Below are 20,264 nucleotides of genomic sequence, written 5' to 3'. Positions count from 1 at the left end.
TACCTTTAGCTTCTAAAGATTGGTAGCTGCTTCCGCCCATCTGGTCGTTATCAGATCGCATGTCTTTCAGTTGAAGCATGACTGCCTCACCATTGTCTGCACCAATTTGGAATGACTTAGTACCGTGAGTACCGTTAAGCAGCTTGTTACCACCAAAAGAGGTTGTTTCAGCGATACGGTTCAATTCATCATTAAGCGCCGTTACTTCTTCTTGGATTGCTACACGGTCAGCTTTTGTATTTGACCCGTTTGTTGATTGCAGAGATAAGTCACGCATACGTTGTAGAATGTTCGATGTTTCATTCATCGCACCTTCTGCTGTTTGAGCGATAGAGATACCATCGTTCGCGTTACGTACAGCAACATCAAGACCACGACTCTGAACGTTCAAACGGTTCGAGATTTGTAGGCCAGCAGCGTCATCTTTTGCGCTGTTGATTTTAGAACCTGAAGATAGGCGTTCCATTGATGTTTGTTGAGCGCTGTTTGCACTGTTTAGGTAACGTTGTGCTGTCATTGCTGAAACGTTGGTATTTACATTCACTGCCATGGTGATTTCTCCAATTGATTTTCCGGTATAGCGGTTTCCGACGTCTCGGAAAACCAAATAGTTATCTCTAAGTTACTTTTAATAACGGCTCAAAATTCAGAAGCTTTAGAAAAACTTTCAAAAAACCACAAATTAAATATTAAAATCAAATTTATCAGACACTTAAAATCTCACATTTTTTATAACAGTGGCAGCCTTCAATTGAGAATGCATTTAAAAGTGTTCAAAAAACACACTAATCACTATTTGAGTTATCCTATATAGAGAAATGAATAGTCGCCAAAGAGCTCAGATTGGTATGCTTCTTATACAAAGAGTTGAGTTGTTTGTCGTGAAACAGATAAGTGAGATCGAGGTTTTGCGGATTTGAAAGGTAAACTAGACGATCTAAAAGAAAATAAAAGTGTAGAAATAGAAAGGAAAAAGCCCCTTTTCCTGTTAAGGAAACGGGGCTAGTTGGCGTGTCAGAGCCTGTGCGGAGATCATCGAGAAATGAACACATTTCCGACGCGCCGTTGCATTCTTACCGTAAAAATGGATAGCAGGTGAGAGATGAGAGAGCTAAACACCCGATAGTAAGTATGCTTGCCAGTTTCCCTTGCTACGCAGTTCACGTCTGAACACGAGTAGCAAGTTCAACCAATAACTATTGCAATAGTGATATTGCAGAGTTAGGCAACTGTTTTGCTTGAGCAAGTATTGATGTACCTGCCTGTTGCAGAATTTGAGCTTTGGTCATTTGCGTTGTCTCTTTCGCAAAGTCTGTATCTTTGATTCGGCTGTTTGAAGCGTCTACGTTCTCTTGAACATTTGCCAAGTTATTAATACTGTGGCTTAAACGGTTCTGCTTCGCACCCAAATCAGCGCGCTGTGAATCGACATACTGCATCGCAGAATCAATTACACCGATTGCGTTTTGTGAACCAGCAACGGTATTCAAGTCGATATCCTGAACCAATGAAGTTCGACCTTCACTTTTAAGGCCTAGCTCAGAGGCTAAACTGCCCGAGATCGACATCGCGCCTTCTAAATCAGGTTCCGCAACAAATATTTGCATGCGACCTTCATCCGTCACAGACGCATTCACTAGATCAGATTGGCCGTTAATGTAAGTTGCTAGTTCTTCGATATCTTCACCCACTTTGGCGCTTATATCGAGAACAATGGCTTCACCCGCTTTAGTTTTAAATTCAAACTTAAGGTCTTTTGCTGTTGGTGGAACTTCCCAACTATTGTCTTTAGCGTGTTCAGAGTCGAACGTCGTTCCTCCCATGCGGAAGTCATCAGCACGAATACTGGTTAACGCCATGATCATAGCTTCACCAGAGTTTGAACCAATCTGGAATGAAGCTTCACCGAATGAACCATTCAATAGACGACGGCCACCGAAAGCAGTGGTCTCTGCGATACGGTTAAGCTCATCTTGAAGTGCCATTGTCTCTTCGTTTAGCGCTTGACGCTCTGCCGGAGAGTTGGTGCCGTTTGATGATTGAATCGCCAAGTCACGCATGCGTTGTAATACGTTCGTTGATTCATTCATCGCACCTTCTGCTGTCTGAGCAATCGAAATACCATCATTAGCATTACGCATTGCTACATCCAGACCACGTGATTGCGCGGTTAAGCGGTTCGAGATTTGCAGGCCTGCCGCATCATCTTTTGCGCTATTGATTTTATGACCTGATGACAAACGCTCCATAGAAGTCGCTAAGTCATTAGACGATTTATTCAAGTATCGCTGTGCTGTCATAGCAGATACGTTAGTGCTTACATTAATAGCCATATTGCTCTCCTTATGAGTTCGCAAAGTCACTGCGAAGCGGCCAGCTTTACTCTCATATGGATAAGCACTGACCGTGTATTACGCGATAAACCCTAGAGTAAGGTTTAAGATCTGTATTAATCATTTATGAAAATTATAAAAGCATGTTGTGTGCCAACTTTTATTTTAATTCCGATAAACTTAAAATAAACATAAAAAACAAAAACTTAAACCATACCCCCCCCCATAGGAGCTAATTATATCAAGTCGAGAAAATAAGATATTGATATCTCTCGTTGCCGTTTTTTGCCGCTATTTTTCAAACATGCACACTGAACAAAAAAGTGGCAATCCATAGAATTATTCGCACATATGGCATAGCACATACGGCAGAGAATTAACCCCAGATTAACGGCTGTTCATAGCTAAATATAATTAAACAAGGTCAGGTCTTTCGTCTTGCCAAACGCTTGTTGTGAAGCTTGTAGCGCTCGAGAGTTTTCATTGAATTCAATGATGGCTTTCGAATAGTCCAAGTCTTCAAAATTGCTTTTTGCTTTCGCTAAAGACAACTTAAAATCTTCATGTTGCTGCTCTTGAATATCCAATGTACTCAAACGAGCACCGACATCCGTTCTCGCCTTAGTCAAATGAATAAACGCGGCATGAAATTCTTCGGTCATTTGGTGCAACTTTGCCGTTGCCGATGCATCTGATACAGGATTTTCTGCCTGTTCGGCGGTCTCTTTGAACGTATCAAAGATAGAGAATGTCTCTCTCGGCTCTAACGTGATCGAGTCACCTTTCGTGATCTGTCCTTTGAATTGGATATTCAAACCTTCATAAACAACTCCCTTCGAAGGGTCAAAATCTTCTGCAGCAACCACTGCACCGTCTTTTTCAAGCTGATAAGCGAACTTGCCCGTCTGCATATCAACAAAAGTGACTTTATAAGTTGCACTATCGTCAGCTGTATTAGTTGCACGACCTAGCAATAACTCAGAGGCTGGTTCAAGGTCATACTGAGGTTCGTAATCACCGAACGGGTTATCTATTTCCATAAACAACTTACTGCCCGGATCGTTCATTGCCATTTCAAAGCTCGTTGCTACTCGCATCTTTCTTTGATAGTCATCACCTTGATAAGAAACATTCCCTTCATTATCTTGAAAAAATGGCTGGCTCTTGGGCTTGGTTCCTGAAAATGTGTAGTTACCTGACTCATCTTGAGTATTCGCTAAATGTAGAAGATTATTCGATAACTCTTGAATTTCACGTTTCTTCGCTAAGCGGTCTTCCGGAGAAAGTGCACCGTTAATCATTTCCATCACGGTTCGTTTTGCTTCATCCGCGAACCCTTCCGAGTTGGCGACCATGACCTCATGATGTTCAAGGCGGTTTCTAATTAGAGTGATCGCATCGACATACTGTTTAAGTTGCTCAGATTGCTGGCCGATGTTTTGTAAATAATGCGTCGCCAAAGGATCATCACTCGCCGACTGTAATTTCTTACCGGAAGCCAGTTGTGCTTGATTATGATGCACCTTGTTTTCTTGGCGGCGAAAGTCATTTTGTACTGACTGATAATTATGAAAGCTAGAAATACGAGTCAACATTTATCTCTCCTACCTCAAAGCCAAAATAGTATTAAACGTATCATTTGCGGCTTGCATGATGCGTGAAGAAGCCATGTACGCTTGCTGAAATTTCATCATATTTGCCGCTTCTTCATCTAGGTTCACCCCAGAGACTGAAGCAATACGTTCTTGAGCTGACTCTTTTTCTAGCCTAGCAATATCACTCAAGCGATTTGCCGTTGAAGATTTCAAGCCCGTATTGGTATTCAAGTTGTGGTAAAGATCTAAAATAGTAGACTCACCATCATCCAAAACTTTGCCTGTTTGGAGATCTTGCAATTTACGCAAGTTGCCATTGTCACCTTCTGATGGGACAAGGTTTGCCGTAAATTTATCGTTTGCCACCGCGCCCGGTGTAAGTTCAAACGTTGTGCCATTAATTGTCACAGGGCCTTGTGGTGGATACGGTTGAGGCTGCATAAGTATGTTGCCCTTAGGATCGGTAACCGCAAACTGTTCGCCCTTTGGTGACACGATCACTTCAAACTCTCGTAATTGACCTGCCGCCAAAATTTTGAAACCAGCAGTACCTTTGGCAAAGGTAGTTGATGCCTCATAGCTTTGCGCCGCAATATCTTTAGGGTCTTTGGTTTCCATCTGAATCTGCGCGGCAAAGTTGCGGGTTGGGCGTAGTAAGAGCTTCTCACCCAGTTCAGGTGGATTGCGAACTTCCACTCGCATGCCATCTAAATAAAAGGCATTGCCGGTTGAATTGGTGCTAACTTTTACCGTTTCACCATCTGGCTTAATCACCACATAATCGCTGCCATCGTATTTCAGACCATACTCGCCGCCTTTCAGAGCAGAAGTATCATCAATATAGACCGCGACATCCGCTTTTGACTGTCCATGAGCAGTAACACGAGACTTAGCCACTAACTCAGAGTTCACATCGGTAAACAGGTTTTTACCTACATTGCCATTGAGATCCAAACCTTGCGATTGCAGTGCATTGACCTCGTATGAAAACGCGGTCGCCAAACGACCAAGCTCATCCATAACTGCAGGAATATGTTCATCACGCATGTCTAACATCGCGCCGATTTGTCCATCAATATCGCGGTTAGTAATCGCTTTTAATGACTTTCCTTCTACGATAGCAAGACGACGCTGATGTGCATCTGGTACGCCATCGATCATTTTCAGTTGGCTCGCTTCTGTACCAGAAACTAAGGTATGACCATTACCGATGTGGACATTAAACCCTTCATTATTAGCTCGTGGTGTCACCGTCACTTTAGTGTAACCAGAAAGCTCATTAACTAGCTGTTCGTGTTGATCTTGTAGATCATTATGAGGTCCGGGAGTTCGTACCATTAGTCGCTGAAGATCACGGATCTCGTATGCAATTTGGTTAACTCGCTCGATACCCATGTCTAATTTCTTATTCGCAGAATCAGACTGTTGACGAACGGTTTCATGAAATTCATTTAACGTTTTACTTAATAACCCAGCTTTTTCTATGACGACTTTACGTGTACCCACATCATTCGGGGTATCAGCGAGCGTCTTAACAGAATCAAACCACTCATTAAGGTTCTCTGGGATCTTCTTCGAAACAACCGATGACAACATGCTTGACAGCATATCCAGGTTAGCTTCGGTATCCGCTTTGTTAGCGGCATTGGTTGTTGATAAGTTAAGTTCCTTGACGGCAAACTGGTCCCACGAGCGGCGAACATTTTCCACATGCACACCCATACCGTAGGTTTGACCACCGTACTGGCGCGGGTCATTCACACCTTGAACCACAGACTGACGGCTATAGCCTTCTGTGTTGGCGTTAGAAATGTTATGACCTGTGGTGTTTAGCTGTCTCTGAGCAGTAAGAACACTTTGTGCTCCTACATTCAGAAGATCCGACGCCATAATGCCCCCAAAAAACTTAACAAAATCAGCATGAACTGATTAACTACTACAGCTTATTATTAAGATATTTAGCAATATATGTGCCAATAGAAATAACGGAGAGTTAAAAGACAATAATTTATTGAAGTGTAAGGAGAAAACCATGGATGGCGCGTAAGACTGAAGGAGCGGATAAGAAAAGAGCCTGCCGGTGGCAAGCTCTCGAGTGCATTCAATAACGCTATTTCATCTCATCAATCTTAGCTTTAACTCGTAAAACTTTGTCGGCATAGTTAGGGTCGGTTGCGTAACCCGCCTGGTGAATGCCTTTGATGAAATTCTCAGAGTTACCTTGATGCTGCAATGCCGTTTCGTATCTTGGGTTTTCGTTCAAGAACTTCACGTAATCATTAAAGCTATCTTCGAAATTAGAGTAAGAACGGAAAGAAGCAGACTCTTTAACGGCTGTTTTACCATGGAACTCTAGAGTTTGAGTAGCAACCTTATCGCCCTTCCAACTTCTATCGGCTTTGATATTGAATAGGTTGTTGCTGTTGCCCAAAGAGTTCTTAATCATCTTAGAACCCCAACCTGTTTCAAGTGCCGCTTGTGCCAATAGCAGTGATGAATCAACACCGAGTGCGCTCGCCGCTTTTTCAGCGTAAGGCTTCATTGAGGCAACAAACGATTCTGGAGAGTCGAAGGAAACGGGTTGTTTGGCTGATGACACGTCTGTTGCTGACATAGCTTGCGCAGATTGAACATCCGACACTCTATCTTCTGAACGCCCCGAGTATCGCGGTCTTCGCAGTGAAGTATCAAAGCCTTCATTGCGAACCTTATCTTCAGTTGCATCATTTGCTTGGCCAGCACTTAACTGAGCTACGATCATGTCCGCAAGACCGAGTGAACCTGATGCACTGAGTTCACTCGCCATTTGGTCATCTTGCATCTGACGATAAAACTGTTCATTCTGGCTGTTCAACATATCTGACTTAAAGCTCGAGTTCGCATCACGCATCGACTTAAACAACATCGAGGTAAAAATAGATTCAAACTGTTTTGCTGCAGCGGTTAGCGCTTCTTTTTCACTGCCTTCTTCACCGCTTACCGCTTGTTGACGAAGACGGTCTAGGCTACCAATATCGTGAATAAAGCCGATGTCACTGTTATTTTTAATCATGCTTTATCCCTTAAATAATGATCAACTGACCTTCAATTGCACCCGCTTGTTTCAGTGCTTGAAGGATTGCCATTAAATCAGAAGGTGCGGCGCCGACTTCATTGACAGCGCGTACCAAATCATCGAGCGTTAAACCGGGTTCGAACTTGAACATTTTACCATCGGCTTCGGTTACTTCGATGTCCGAATCAGGAACGACTACCGTTTGACCACCAGAGAATGCGTTAGGTTGACTCACGTTTAGATTTTCTTTGATTGCAACTGTCATGCCGCCGTGTGTTACTGCTGCTGCTTTTAAGCGCACATGCTTACCAACAACAATAGTACCGGTACGAGAGTTAACAATGATTTTTGCAGAGCCCTCTGCAGGGTCAAATTCGATGTTTTCGATGGCAGACAAGAAAGCCACACGTTGGCTGATTTCACGTGGCGCACGAACTTTTACAGAAGTCGCATCGACCGCAGACGCCATTTGAGGGCCAAGGAAATTATTAACCGCATCAGCTAAACGCTGAGCCGTAGTAAAATCAGATTGGATTAAGTTGAAAGTGATGTAGTCACCACGACCAAATGGGGTTGGGATTTCTTGCTCTACCGTCGCACCGCTAGAGATGATACCAACGTTAGGGTTGTTACCAACGAGCTTAGAACCATCGTTGCCTTGAGCACTAAAACCACTCACCACCAAATTACCTTGTGCCACAGCGTACACTTGACCGTCCAGACCTTTAAGAAAAGTCTGCAGCAAAGTACCACCACGAAGGCTTTTTGCTGAACCAATAGACGACACCGTTACGTCTACTTCCTGGCCTTGCTTAGAGAATGCAGGAAGTTCAGCGGTAACAATTACCGCCGCTACGTTTTTGGTTTTTGGCTTAGTGCCAGGCGGCAATTGAATGCCAAAATTTTGCAGCATTGCGTTAAACGTTTGATCGGTAAAGGGAGTTGTTTCACCAGTACCCGGCAAACCCGTAACCAAACCATAACCGACAAGTTGGTTACTACGAACACCCGCCACTTTTGCCACGTCTTTAATACGCGCAGCATGGGCACTGGTGGCAAGAAATAGCATGCCGAATAGTACGAGTGTGAGTTTTTTCATTGAGTAACCTGTCTGTATTGCTTTAGTTTATAATAACTTAGCGAAATATTTGTGATTAATGAGGGCTGTCAGTATCCCGACGCCCTATCAAGCTCTACAGAGATACATTAAAGAATCGTGCCAAGAATCCAGGCTCTTGCATATCTTTCTGCACGCCCGTACCTGAATACTGAATTCGTGCGTTAGAAACACGGTTTGAAGCGATGGTATTTTCGAAGTCTATATCATCAGGACGGATGGTGCCGCTTAGGCGGATGTACTCATCGCCCGTATTCAGTGTCATCCACTTTTCGCCACGGACCACTAGGTTACCATTGGCTAATACTTCGATAACTTCAACGGTAATGTATCCGCTGATACTGTTACTTTGGTTGGCTGACGCGTCACCCGCAAAGGTGTTGGTGTTACTCAGATCGTAAGAAAAGTTGTATTTACCAAGTTCTAGATTTTCACCACCTACAGCTAACGGTTCCATCGATGCATCGTTCGATTTAGACATATCTGCATTAGCTTTTTTAGTCGCTCGCGTATTCTCATCTAACGCAACTGTAATAATGTCACCAATACCGCGAGGTTTTGAGTCGTCATACATGCTACCAATGTGGTTAGCATTGAACAGTGAGCCTGTTGCTGCCGCATAATGCTCTTGTTTTTTCTTCGGGTTAATTGGCGCCCATGCAGGATCACCAGCAATAGGGTCCGTTCTATCTCGAAGTGTGTCGATAATACCAGAGCTTTCCTGGGCCGACTTGTCGCCTTCTACGGCATCAACCACTGTGGTTGCGTTCTCTTGCGCCGGAGTTTCAATTGGAGCCAATGGGGCGCAGCCAGTCATAGACAAAAATAGGGCTAAACAAACAATACGTTTCATGGCGACATACTCTCAGCGGGCAATGGTAAACAGAACGATCAAAAGAAATAAGTAAACAGCGAATTAACTAGCTACAGTTGTTGGTTAACGAAGCTCATCATCTTATCTACCGCCGAGATAACTTTTGAGTTCATTTCGTATACACGTTGAGCTTCGATCATGTTAACCAACTCTTCAGTTACGTTTACATTGGATGCTTCAAGCATAGACTGACGAACATTACCTAAGCCGTTCAACCCCGGAACACCCTCTTGCGGGTCACCACTTGCACCTGTAGGCAAGTAAAGGTTTTGGCCAATAGGCTCTAAACCACCTGGGTTTACGAAATCAGTAATGGTGATTTGACCAACCACGACGTTGTTTTGCTGACCACGTAGACGAACCGACACCTCACCATCGTTACCAACCGTTACCGAGATCGCATCTTCAGGAATAACGATTTCGGGTTGTAGGGCATAACCTTGACCCGATGTTACGATCGCGCCGTCACCGTTCAGTGTGAACTGACCATTACGGCTGTAGCCTGTTTCACCATCTGGCATTTCCACTTGGAAGAAGCCATCACCTTCGATCATCATATCTAAGCTGTTCGAGGTTGTTTGTGCATTACCGTGTGTGTGCACCTTTTGAGTTGCTACTACCTTAGAACCAGCACCCAACATCAAACCACTTGGCAGCTCAGTATTCTGAGACGATTGGCCACCTGGTTGGTTAATATTCTGATAGAACAAATCTTCAAACACCGCACGGCTCTTTTTAAAGCCAATAGTTGAGGCGTTGGCAAGGTTGTTTGAAATTGTTGAGATGTTGGTTTGTTGGGCGTCTAAACCGGTTTTACTTACCCATAATGCTGGATGCATAGCAAATTCCTTTAAATTCTATTAGCTCATACGAAGCAGTGAATCAGACGATTTGTCCATTTCCTCTGCTGTGCTCATCATCTTGACCTGCATTTCGAATTGACGTTGTAAGTCAATTAGGCTGGTCATTTCACCGACAGCATTTACATTACTGCCTTCGATGGCACCTTTTAGCAACGTTACCGCTGCATCTGCTTCGTATGCCTGATCTGGGTTTTTCGAACGGAATAAACCATTCGTGTCTTTAAATAAGCTTTGATTATCTGGACGCACAAGTTTGATACGATCAACTACGGCTAATTCTTCAGCTGGAGCGCCTTGAGGAATCACCGAAATCGTACCATCTGTACCAATTTCTACTTTACTGATTGGGATTGGGATCGTGATTGGTGCGTCGTTTTCACCAAGCACTAAATGACCACTTGCGTTGGTAAGCAAACCGTTTTGGTCAACCCTTAGGTTACCGTTACGGGTTAAACCTTCACGACCAGTGTTGTCCATAACTGAAATCCAACCATCACCTTGAATGGTGACGTCTAGATCTCGGCCTGTAGTAACCACACTACCCTGAGCGAAATTATGACCCGGGCGCTCTGTCATGCTGAAAACACGAGTAGGCATACCTTCGCCATACGCTTGCATTGAACGTGCCTGTGCTAAATCAGCACGGAAACCCGTTGTACTTACATTGGCAAGGTTGTTTGAACGCAGCTGCAAAGCCTGCATATTTTGCTTAGCGCCGCTCATGGCAAGAAACAGTGCGCGATCCATAATTTTGCTCCAAAAATCATCTTCTGGAACTAATAAAGCAAACACTATGCCAATATTTTTAACTGTTATTTATCAAAAACTTAAACGGAGAAACAACAAAAAAAACTGATCATAAAGGATCATTGAGGAAGAATTGTTGCCAGAGGCGTTACCGGGCGGCAATAGGGGCGGCAAATAGAGAAGCAAACAGCCATACGTAATTCATCAACAATACCCAATTCAATAACATTGAATTGGGTATTCGCAGATGATTCAAACGCTCGAAACGATTAACGAATCTGAAGAATATTCTGTTGTAGTTGGTTGTGTACTTCTAGAGAACGAGAGTTCGCTTGGAAGTTACGTTGAGCAGAAATCAAATCAACCAATTCTTGAGTCATATCGATATTCGACTGCTCTAGTGAGCCATTGTTGATACTACCAAATGAACCTTTATTTGATTCACCCCAGATTTTATCACCTGAAGCGTTAGTAGAATCCCATTGAGTGCCGCCTTTCTTATCTAGACCATGCTCATTAGGTACACGAACTAAACCTACGCGGCCTAGTATCACATTTTCACCGTTTGAGTAACTGCCTAGGACACTGCCGTACTCATCGAAATCGATTTTCGTTAAGAAACCAGTTGTCGCGCCATCTTCATCAAACCTAGACAGTTCGAATGGAGCGGCAAACTGAGTTGAAGAATCCAGACCAAAGTTAAGTACCTGTGTCGGATCTGCACCGTTCAAATCAATTGCGTTCTCACCAGCACCGATAGGATCAGATAGAATTGGCTGACCACTGTTAAGGCTTGCTAAGGTACCGTCATTGTTGAATTTCATGGTGTGACCAACATGACCTGCTGAATTCGTCGCGTCGCCACCAGTAATGTTTACCGGCTTCTCACCCGTTTCATCTGACATGGTGTAGTACGTTTGCCAAGTATTCGGTTGAGTCTGATCTTTTAGGTAGTAAGTCGTTAACTTGTAAGACTGTCCCATAGAATCGTAGACCGTCGAAGACGTTGCACGGTTGTAGGTATCTGGATCTTTGAAGTCAAATGTTGCCGGGTCTTTAAGATCACCGTTCGCAGGAAGGTTAACCCCTACTTCAATGTTTTCTGTCTGTTTAGGCTTACCAAACTCAGCTGGAATGTCGAGAGGCTTTGGTGCATAAGAAAGAACTTCACCCGAGTTTGGATCGACATCATAACCTAAAAGAAACTCATCATTGGCCGTAACCATGTAGTTGTCTTTATTTAGGTGAAATGCACCATTACGCGTTAGTTCATTGATCTCTGGCACCATACGGTCTTTCGATACTGCAAAGAAACCTGTACCACTTACACGCAAGTCCATTGGGTTATTCGTATAGATACTTGAACCTTCATGGAACTGTTGTGCCACTTGGCTAGCTTGCGCACCGCCTCCTGGCGTCGTTTTTGCGTTAGTGAACAACGAGCTTGAGTAAACATCCCCGAACTCCGCACGAGACTCTTTAAAGCCAAATGTGTTTGCGTTCGCAATGTTGTTACTGGTTGTATTCAGGTCTAACTGTGCAGCGGATAGACCGCTTAAAGATACATATGACATTCCAATATTCTCCTAATCTAGCTAGCATAATCACTCTAAAAAGAGCTACGCTTTACCAACTTCTAGTACTTCAGCAAGTCGTACTGGCGATGTAAAACCAGCCAGATTGAGTAGTACGTTGCCATCGCCTTTACCAAGAAGCACACTGTTCACGTTCGCATAACTCGACACTTGGAACTCTGTGTTCTCACCTTCCAATAAACCCGACGCTTTCACGTTGTATTTACCGGCCGGCAATGGATTACCGTCTTCGTCTTTTCCGTCCCACTCAACACGCGTGTCACCAGATGGTTTTGAGCCGATATCAAAAGTGCGAACCAATTGGCCAACTTCATTCTCAACACGGACCATTACATTGTCCATTGCCTGAGGAAGCTTAACCATTGACGCCATACCGCCATCACCTTGTTTCACACCTGCCGCTCCAGGAACCAATACATCGCGTCCAACCAAAGAAGATGCCTGCAGTGCTTGGTTAGAAGTCATTGATGAATTCAAGCTTTCAAACTGTGTATTCATTTTGCCAATGCCATCTACGGTCGCAAATGAAGCCATTTGCGCAATCATCTGGTCATTGCTAACCGGCTTAAAAGGGTCTTGTTGTGCAAGTTGCTTAGTCAACAACGATAAGAAGTCATCTTGTTTAAGATCTTGCTTACCTGTTGTTTCATCGGGCTTCTTAGCACCATCTTGAAGACTCTTCAGCTGGTCAACATAGGACAAGCCGCTTTGACCAACATTGTTGATTCCAGCCATTTGCTACCTCCTTATCCTTATTGACCCATCTGCAGCGTACGCAGCAGCATTTGTTTACTCGAGTCAGCAACCTGTACGTTTGTTTGATACGCACGTGATGCTGAAATCATGTTAGCCATTTCTTCCATAACGTTAACGTTAGGCTTATAGATGTAGCCTTCGTTGTTCGCTAACGGGTGATCTGGGTTGTACTCCGCATTCAGCGGTTTATCGCTTTCTACGATACCTAATACTTTTACTGGCACAGTGTGACCACTATTACGCGCCTGATTTAACTCAGCGCCAAACACTGCGTGGCGAGCCTTGTAAGTGTCTTTAGCAGAGCTACTTACACTGTCTGCGTTAGCAAGGTTACTTGAGGTAGTATTTAGACGAACAGATTCAGCACTCATCGCAGAACCAGTCACATTGAATACATTAAATAAGCTCATCTAGTTATTCCCCTTTTATCGCTTTAGTTAAATTCTTGAACTTACTTCCTAAGAAGTCGAGAGAGGCTTGATGCCTAATTTGGTTTTGCATGAAAAGATTTCGTTCCAAATCCAAATCAACCGTATTGCCATCTCCAGTATCAGGTTGCGTAGGAATTCGATACTTCGTTTCCCCATTCACCGTTGTTGAGGCAGAAATATGCCGACCGTCTGTTCGGCTAAGACCAATGCTTGCCCCAGAACTTGCCGCCTGCAGTGATTTATTAAAGTCTAATCCCTTTGCTTTATACCCAGGCGTGTTAGCTTGCGCGATATTGGTGGAAAGCACCTCAGCGTTACGCTCACGTACACCAACTGTGTGCTGGTGAATGCCTAAAGCATTGTCAAAAGAAATAGCCATGTAAACCTCAACTCAAGAACTGACTGTTATGAAATAACCTAAGCAATATATATACCAACTTTAAAAACAAAGTGGCCGACCATTACTTTTACAGGTTACTCGTGGGTAAACTTGCAATATACAAGCCAACAAATAGAGTAAATTGGAATGTCACTCTGACTTAAAGATATAGATTAAATTAGAAAAAGAAAACCCAGCACTTGGCTGGGTTTTAAATTTGGACAGTAATATTGCACCTTAAAGTGGTGACACTAATTACTTTAATTTGTAGATGATGCCTGGATTACAGCGAACCATTTCAAAACGATCCGTTAAGCCGGTTAACGATTCAGACGCACCCAATAACAGGTAACCACCAGGGTTCAGGCTATTTGCCATCTGGTTAAGAACTTTTGACTTCATATCCGGAGAGAAATAAATCAACACGTTACGACAAAATATAATGTCGAATTTGCCTAACAGTGCATAACTCTCCATCAAGTTCTGAGGACGGAAGTTTACCATTCGCTTAACGTTGTCTTTCACTTTCATACGACCATCGCCAGCATCTTCAAAGAAAGTGCGACGGCGCTCAGGAGAAAGTCCTCGGCCCAAGGCAAGGTTGTCATAAGCGCCGGTGCGGCACATATCCAACATACTTGCTGAAATATCAGTAGCGGTAATCGATACATTTGGCAACATACCCGGCTTACGTGCTTGGGTCTCAAGTATCGTCATAGCCATTGAGTATGGTTCTTGGCCTGAAGAGCTTGCCGCAGACCAAATCTTGATAGGACGTTTATTTGCCGCTATTTCCGGTAGAAGTTTATCCGCTAGTACAGCAAACGGATAAGTATCTCGGAACCAAAGTGTCTCGTTAGTCGTCATAGCATCCACTGCCGCCACTCTCAACTCACGGTTTCGACCTGTCACTACATCTCTTAGCAAATCAGACAATGAAGCTACATTAAACTTCGTTACTAATGGGCTTAGACGACTGCGCACTAAATACTGCTTACTGTCACCTAATACAATGCCACATTGAGATTCTAAGAAACGGCTGAAATCGCGATACTCTTGATCACTTATTGTTATAGCAGTCATTAATGTCTCTTTTAGTTAGTTAACGCAGCTTTAACCGCGCCACCAAGCTCATCAGGATTGAATTTCGCGATGAAGGAGTTAGCCCCTACACGCTCAACCATGGCTTGGTTAAATACACCACTCAATGATGAGTGCAAAATTACGTATAAATCTTTTAGTTCTGCGTGACGACGAATCTCAGCAGTCAGCGTGTATCCATCCATTTCAGGCATTTCGATATCTGAAATGACCAATGAAATTTGATCGTAAATACTGCCTTCCGATGCCATTTTCATCAGAGTCTCATAGGCTTCTTTACCATCTTTAACAGCAATGACCTCAAAACCAATAGATTCTATAGCACGTTGAACCTGCTTACGAGCAACTGTCGAGTCATCAGCAATCAAGATTCGGCGAACCAATTCTTTCTCTTGTTCAACTTCTGCAATTTCCTCTGCGATTCTGCTATCCATGGTTTCATCAACAGGTGAGATCTCAGCAAGGATCTTTTCAACATCCAGAATTTCAACCAATTCATTATCGATGTTGGTTACCGCTGTTAGGTAATTATCTTTACCTGAACCATCTGGTGGTGGAAGAATAGCTTCCCAGTGCATATTAACAATTCTATCTACAGAGCTTACGAGGAATGCTTGGATAGTACGGTTAAATTCAGCAATCACCACAAAGCACTTATCGATATCAGATGTAGGACGTCCGCCTACCGCTAGGCTCAAATCAATGACAGAAACTGTCTGACCACGAATATGAGCCACACCTTTTACGAGATGATGTAAATTTGGCATTAAAGTCAGACGAGGGCATTGTAAAACCTCCTTCACTTTAAATACATTAATACCGTAACGCTGACGCCCCATTAGGCGAAAGGTTAGTAATTCTAATCGGTTTTGACCGACGAGTTGCGTACGCTGATTCACTGAATCAAGAATACCCGTCATGAGCTCATCTCCATATCAAACTTTTTGGATAGAAAGTGTTAGTCTACTGCAGGCTACGAACCACTAGAGAAATAAAATGACATATCATAAAGCAAACATATATCTTTTTTCCATAGCTATGTGTAGAACTATTTTTAAAACTGTCGCTAAGTTTATCGGCATTCTAACAATATTGTTTAGTTTTTTTACACACGCGGCAACGCCGGAACAAATTGACATGATCCAATCAGCGGCTGAGCAACACATCCTTGACTCGGTGGAGCAACCGCGAGGCGGTGAACTTTTTGTTAATTCCGCTAATGTAGACTCTAGAATCAAAGCCACAAATTGTCCTATCCCCCTCGAGACAAGTGCCTCGACAACAACCAACACTCGTAGCAGCATTACAGTTTTAGTTCGTTGTGTTCCTGATGAATGGCGTGTTTACGTGCCAGTGCGCCTTTCAATGTCAGTACCACTTGTCACAACGACTCGCTCACTGGCGAGAGGCGAAATTGTCGGTCAATACGACGTCACGACTGCGATGATTTCTCTCAACAAATTTCGTCGCCAAGGCTTTACCACCCCACAACAAGTCATCGGTGCTAAGGTAAAAAAGAACCTAAGACCCGGTGATGTTGTCGAAAGAGGCGATATTTGTGTCGTATGCCGAAATGAGAAGGTTATCATACAGGCAGTAAAAGGTGGCATGACCATTACCACCAAAGGTACTGCACTTACCGATGGCTCAATGGGTGATCAAGTTAGGGTGAAAAATGACAAATCACAGCGTATAATCGAAGGTATTGTTACCAGCATGTCTGAAGTCACGGTTTACTTTTAACACTTCACTTTAAAGTGTCGGTATCGTTAGCGCTTTTATTCTCAACTCTAACATCCAATTATAACGGTTGAGGTGTTTGGTTCGTTTTCGACTATTGAGCTAAAAATTGCTAAAGTATTCTCACCCATGGTCGATATTGACTGTACAGGTTCCCATTTTGAAGAAAAAGGCTTAACTATGGCAGGTATTGATAATATTCGTTCAGGGCAAACCCTAGCGAGCACTAACCGCTCAGCAGTGCGCTCTGATTCTAAGTCTGAGGCATCAAGATCTGATGCATCATCTAAATCACCAGCAAGCAAAGATGCGGTTTCACTAAGCCAACAAGGCAAGGCGATTGGTCAACTCCATCAAGAGATGGCAGCACAACCAAGTTTCGATTCAGTGAAAGTCGCGGCAATAAAAGAAGCGATCGCAAATGGTTCATACACTGTTGATCCAGAAAAGTTGGCCGACAACATGATGAAATTTGAAAACGAATTAAAAGGTCTTTAAGCAAACATTAGCTTTAAAATAAAGTTATTATCTTAAAGTACACGAGGTTATTAGTAGGTTACATTATGGCGGCACTAGCAGATTTAGTTAATTTCCAACTTCAAAATGCCAAAGCCTTATCTGAATTATTGAGTTCAGAGAAAATCGCTATTACAAGCCGACAATCAAGCGATATTGAGCGAATAGCCAAAGAGAAAGTGGTTCTTGTTGAACAACTAAAATCAACCGATCAACGAATCGCTGCCCATACTAATATATCTGAACTGACCGAGAACCCTGAACTTGCTCAGTTAGTCACAACCATCAAATCCATAGTGCACGACTGCCATCAAGCGAACTTGGTAAATGGCGAAGCCTTGAATCGAGCACACCTTAGCTTCAAAAAACTCAGCAATATGATGCAGCAAAGTCACGGCAAAATTGGCATGACCTACAATGCCGGAGGCCAAACGCATACAATTTCTACGCTAGGAACCAACGTTAAAGCCTAGTTAGGTAAACCACCGCCCTCTCATATCTGTATCTGTATCTGTATCTGTATCTGTATCTGTATCTGTATCTGTATCTCAGCCTACCCTTCTCGTTACACTAGTCAAATCTCCCACTAAACCTGTGAATGTACTCCCCAAGCCGATAAACAAAAAAGCGGCAAGCACTTTAATACTTACCGCTTTCTTATTCATAACCGTTACTGGTTGCCGTTACGCCATCTGGAAAGCGAATAGCAGCCAATATAACAGGAGAAACCTATAACTAGACGCCCCTTAAACTAGAACAACGTTTGTTGCCTCTTCTCAGGCACTGGCTGAACTTCGCCATAATTACGCAGTTGTTCCATTTTTTGGATGTCTAACCGCAGTTCAGTCACATAGCTGTCGCCAACAGGGTAACTGCGCACCACTTCGGCACCACGGATAACACCATCAACCGCGCCTGAAGTTCTCTCAGTACCAAGACGCTGATCTTCAAGCTCAGCTCGACCACTCACGCGCATACCATACACTTGCTCGGCAAGTTCACGATACGCATCAATTTTAGAGGCTCTCATTGCTCGAATACGTTTCTCTTCGTCATTACGACCTTTCTGCTCGCTGACACTCGCGTAGCCAACCGCAACCAAAAAGTCATTAGGTCTCATGCTTTGTAATGGTTGGCAGCCGACAAGCAATAAAGCGGCAACAACAAATATTAACTTCTTCATCACGAACTCCTAAGGGCGAAGAATAACAGTATGAGGCTGACTGATCGTTGGATCAGAACGAATAATAACCCCATCTTGAGTTCGAATACTGTTCAGAGTATCTAAGTCACGACCAATACGGTCTGCAGGTAAAAAGCCTTGTGCGGAAGCAACAACGATGCGAGTTTGCATTCCGACCACACGAGCATTCACTAGAACACCGCCTTCTTGACGAAGCATAGTTCCAGTCAAAACATACTGGACGTCTTGCTCTTGGGCTAAGTCTTTCCAATCGCGGCTAATAGCAAAATCCCCCTGGTGGGTCACTTGGATAGAGCCTGTGGTTTTAAAATCAACCACTTTAAAACCTCGACGTTGAAACTGATGAATGAAACCTTCTGATACCGAGTTTCCTAACCAACTGGTTGTGTCCATGTGTTGCAGATCGACAAACGAGGTAATGGCAATGGGTGTTCTGGCTGAAATACTCGTATTCGACAAGATCAAATCTTCGGTCATGCTTTCCACGAAAAAATCCATGGTATGACGCGGGCTGTCCATCAACATAAACGGACTACCTGAATACTCAGATTTACCGTTATAGATTGGCGAATAAGCGCATGATGTCATTAACATGACACTCATTACTACGAGCCATTTTTTCATTCTCTTATCTCCAGATATATTTAGTGCTTGCTGTTCCAATATGTTCTCGCCATGACTCTTTTCAATGGATTACAATGTTGGAACAATCTTTGCTTTTCATTAATGGTTCAGATTATGAAAAACGCACTTGAGTCAGCTTTAAGCTTATAGATATTTGTTAAGCAATATTTATACCCAACTGGTAACGAATAGATGAAAAAAATAATTTATTACTTATTTTCAATAAGTTTACTGACAACCATCAGCTTCAGTACTCATGCCTCTTGGTATGAAGTTACCGGTACTGCAACCATCGTATCGTCAGAGGATGCGGCAAGGGTTCATGCCCTAGAGGATGCCGTTTACAAAGCCATACAGTTCTCTGGTGCTGACATCGGCAGTATTGCAAACCTCACCCCCTACTTAGATGCAAAAAAGAAAGAATTTCAATTTACCAATCATGAAGTGCGCTACATCTTAGTAGAAAAAGAGAAGAAACGCGGTGGCAATATAATGGTCACTGCAAGGATAGACATCTACCCTTCGGCAAGTGCTTGCCATGAAAGCCAATATAAGAAGACGTTTTTGGTCGGTAATATTGATGTAAGCTCTCCACAACAAGCTGTGATGGGCCGAATCTATAACATTGGTGATGATTTTGGCCATGTTGTTAACCGACAACTGGCGCAAGAATCTCGCAGTTTTGTCTCTGTTGGCACAACAAATTACGACATTGACAAGCGTCGACCGGAAGTGATCAAAATGATCGCACAAGATACGGGGGCACAGTACATCATAGGTGGTGACATCACCGACTTAACCGCAACCATTGAATCGAAGCTTTTGAAAGACGACATTATCAATCGCCAATTTGCGTTAGAAATGCAGGTATTCGATGGTAAAACAGGTCATCAGGTTTACAACCGAAGCTATCGTGAAGTAGCAAAATGGCCATTTGCGAAGACCAGTGAAATCGACACCCGCAGTGCTCGTTTCTGGGCATCAACCTATGGCAGCATGATGCTTCGTGTCAGTCGTAATATTATGTTGGATTTAGAATCGGAAGTATCTTGTAAAATCACGCTTCCTGAAGTTGCTGCTGTGTTTGGGAATATGGTGACCATTGATTTAGGCCGAATACACGGTGTAGAACAAGGCGACAAACTTCAGCTTTGGCACACAGGTTCATTTATCGACCAAAGAGGCTTGCCACGCAATAAGGTCTCTCAAAGCGATATCACCCTGACGGTTTCTCGCGTTTATGAAAACGAAGCTGAACTCACCATTGATCAACCAAGCCTTGCGGGAAGCATTCAAATTGGTGATGTAATGCAGAAAATCATGTAGTTAGCAGC

The 20,264-nt window shown here is 43.4% G+C and carries 20 protein-coding genes and 1 pseudogene; 4 read left to right on the top strand and 17 right to left on the bottom strand.

Features of this window, described 5'->3' with window-relative positions:
* The 15 genes and pseudogenes from AB6D07_RS02820 to AB6D07_RS02750 form a co-directional block, all read right to left on the bottom strand.
* Positions 1–550 (bottom strand): annotated as a pseudogene (locus tag AB6D07_RS02820) (flagellin); the annotation flags it as partial.
* A gap of 646 nt (positions 551–1,196) precedes the next feature.
* The gene (locus AB6D07_RS02815) at positions 1,197–2,333 is read right to left on the bottom strand and encodes a flagellin (RefSeq protein WP_017100665.1); all 1,137 of its coding nucleotides are present in this window, start codon (positions 2,331–2,333) and stop codon (positions 1,197–1,199) included.
* A 404-nt stretch (positions 2,334–2,737) separates the two neighbouring features.
* Positions 2,738–3,928, bottom strand: coding sequence for a flagellar hook-associated protein FlgL (flgL, locus tag AB6D07_RS02810; protein WP_017100666.1), 1,191 nt, complete (start codon positions 3,926–3,928; stop codon positions 2,738–2,740).
* A 9-nt stretch (positions 3,929–3,937) separates the two neighbouring features.
* Positions 3,938–5,818: a flagellar hook-associated protein FlgK gene (gene flgK, locus AB6D07_RS02805; protein WP_009848566.1), complete on the bottom strand. Its 1,881-nt coding sequence runs from the start codon at positions 5,816–5,818 to the stop codon at positions 3,938–3,940.
* 220 nt (positions 5,819–6,038) lie between these two features.
* Complete coding sequence (gene flgJ, locus AB6D07_RS02800; RefSeq protein WP_017103997.1) at positions 6,039–6,980, bottom strand: flagellar assembly peptidoglycan hydrolase FlgJ; 942 nt, start codon at positions 6,978–6,980, stop codon at positions 6,039–6,041.
* Between the two features lie 10 nt (positions 6,981–6,990).
* Complete coding sequence (locus tag AB6D07_RS02795; protein ID WP_017056857.1) at positions 6,991–8,082, bottom strand: flagellar basal body P-ring protein FlgI; 1,092 nt, start codon at positions 8,080–8,082, stop codon at positions 6,991–6,993.
* A gap of 94 nt (positions 8,083–8,176) precedes the next feature.
* A complete protein-coding gene (flgH, locus tag AB6D07_RS02790) occupies positions 8,177–8,953 on the bottom strand; it encodes a flagellar basal body L-ring protein FlgH (RefSeq protein WP_009848569.1) in 777 nt (258 codons plus the stop codon).
* Positions 8,954–9,024: 71 nt separating this feature from the next.
* Positions 9,025–9,813 carry a flagellar basal-body rod protein FlgG gene (gene flgG / locus AB6D07_RS02785; protein ID WP_017103996.1) on the bottom strand — a complete coding sequence of 263 codons (789 nt, stop codon included), beginning with the start codon at positions 9,811–9,813 and terminating at the stop codon, positions 9,025–9,027.
* Between the two features lie 21 nt (positions 9,814–9,834).
* Positions 9,835–10,584, bottom strand: a complete 750-nt coding sequence (flgF, locus tag AB6D07_RS02780; RefSeq protein WP_017103995.1) for a flagellar basal-body rod protein FlgF — start codon at positions 10,582–10,584, stop codon at positions 9,835–9,837.
* Positions 10,585–10,853: 269 nt separating this feature from the next.
* The gene (gene flgE, locus AB6D07_RS02775) at positions 10,854–12,158 is read right to left on the bottom strand and encodes a flagellar hook protein FlgE (protein ID WP_009848572.1); all 1,305 of its coding nucleotides are present in this window, start codon (positions 12,156–12,158) and stop codon (positions 10,854–10,856) included.
* Positions 12,159–12,203: 45 nt separating this feature from the next.
* A complete protein-coding gene (flgD, locus tag AB6D07_RS02770) occupies positions 12,204–12,914 on the bottom strand; it encodes a flagellar hook assembly protein FlgD (protein WP_009848573.1) in 711 nt (236 codons plus the stop codon).
* Positions 12,915–12,931: 17 nt separating this feature from the next.
* Complete coding sequence (gene flgC / locus AB6D07_RS02765; RefSeq protein WP_009848574.1) at positions 12,932–13,345, bottom strand: flagellar basal body rod protein FlgC; 414 nt, start codon at positions 13,343–13,345, stop codon at positions 12,932–12,934.
* A 4-nt stretch (positions 13,346–13,349) separates the two neighbouring features.
* Positions 13,350–13,745, bottom strand: a complete 396-nt coding sequence (gene flgB, locus AB6D07_RS02760) for a flagellar basal body rod protein FlgB (protein ID WP_009848575.1) — start codon at positions 13,743–13,745, stop codon at positions 13,350–13,352.
* Positions 13,746–14,000: 255 nt separating this feature from the next.
* The gene (locus AB6D07_RS02755) at positions 14,001–14,828 is read right to left on the bottom strand and encodes a protein-glutamate O-methyltransferase (protein WP_009848576.1); all 828 of its coding nucleotides are present in this window, start codon (positions 14,826–14,828) and stop codon (positions 14,001–14,003) included.
* Positions 14,829–14,839: 11 nt separating this feature from the next.
* Entirely contained in the window at positions 14,840–15,766 is a 927-nt protein-coding gene (locus tag AB6D07_RS02750; RefSeq protein WP_009848577.1) for a chemotaxis protein CheV, read from the bottom strand.
* 76 nt (positions 15,767–15,842) lie between these two features.
* Here AB6D07_RS02750 and flgA point away from each other — a divergent pair, with 76 nt between their 5' ends.
* The 3 genes from flgA to AB6D07_RS02735 all read left to right on the top strand — a co-directional run bounded on the left by flgA (position 15,843) and on the right by AB6D07_RS02735 (position 17,575).
* A complete protein-coding gene (flgA, locus tag AB6D07_RS02745) occupies positions 15,843–16,589 on the top strand; it encodes a flagellar basal body P-ring formation chaperone FlgA (protein ID WP_012603426.1) in 747 nt (248 codons plus the stop codon).
* A 177-nt stretch (positions 16,590–16,766) separates the two neighbouring features.
* Positions 16,767–17,084: a flagellar biosynthesis anti-sigma factor FlgM gene (gene flgM / locus AB6D07_RS02740; RefSeq protein WP_029223115.1), complete on the top strand. Its 318-nt coding sequence runs from the start codon at positions 16,767–16,769 to the stop codon at positions 17,082–17,084.
* 65 nt (positions 17,085–17,149) lie between these two features.
* Complete coding sequence (locus AB6D07_RS02735; RefSeq protein WP_017103993.1) at positions 17,150–17,575, top strand: flagella synthesis protein FlgN; 426 nt, start codon at positions 17,150–17,152, stop codon at positions 17,573–17,575.
* Between the two features lie 278 nt (positions 17,576–17,853).
* Here AB6D07_RS02735 and flgP read toward each other — a convergent pair whose 3' ends face one another.
* Both flgP and AB6D07_RS02725 read right to left on the bottom strand, forming a co-directional pair.
* On the bottom strand, positions 17,854–18,285 hold the full coding sequence (flgP, locus tag AB6D07_RS02730; RefSeq protein ID WP_012603423.1) for a flagellar assembly lipoprotein FlgP: 432 nt from the start codon (positions 18,283–18,285) through the stop codon (positions 17,854–17,856).
* A gap of 9 nt (positions 18,286–18,294) precedes the next feature.
* Positions 18,295–18,930, bottom strand: coding sequence for a FlgO family outer membrane protein (locus tag AB6D07_RS02725; RefSeq protein ID WP_012603422.1), 636 nt, complete (start codon positions 18,928–18,930; stop codon positions 18,295–18,297).
* 192 nt (positions 18,931–19,122) lie between these two features.
* On the opposite strand from AB6D07_RS02725, the gene AB6D07_RS02720 reads away from it, so the two are divergent.
* Complete coding sequence (locus AB6D07_RS02720; RefSeq protein WP_017099160.1) at positions 19,123–20,256, top strand: flagellar assembly protein FlgT; 1,134 nt, start codon at positions 19,123–19,125, stop codon at positions 20,254–20,256.
* Positions 20,257–20,264: the final 8 nt, after the last annotated feature.

The organism is Vibrio sp. 10N.239.312.C11 (genome assembly GCF_041466065.1).
Taxonomy (GTDB): domain Bacteria; phylum Pseudomonadota; class Gammaproteobacteria; order Enterobacterales; family Vibrionaceae; genus Vibrio; species Vibrio tasmaniensis_A.
The sequence above is the reverse complement of the archived record's forward strand: the minus strand, read 5'-3'. Positions and strand labels throughout refer to the sequence as shown.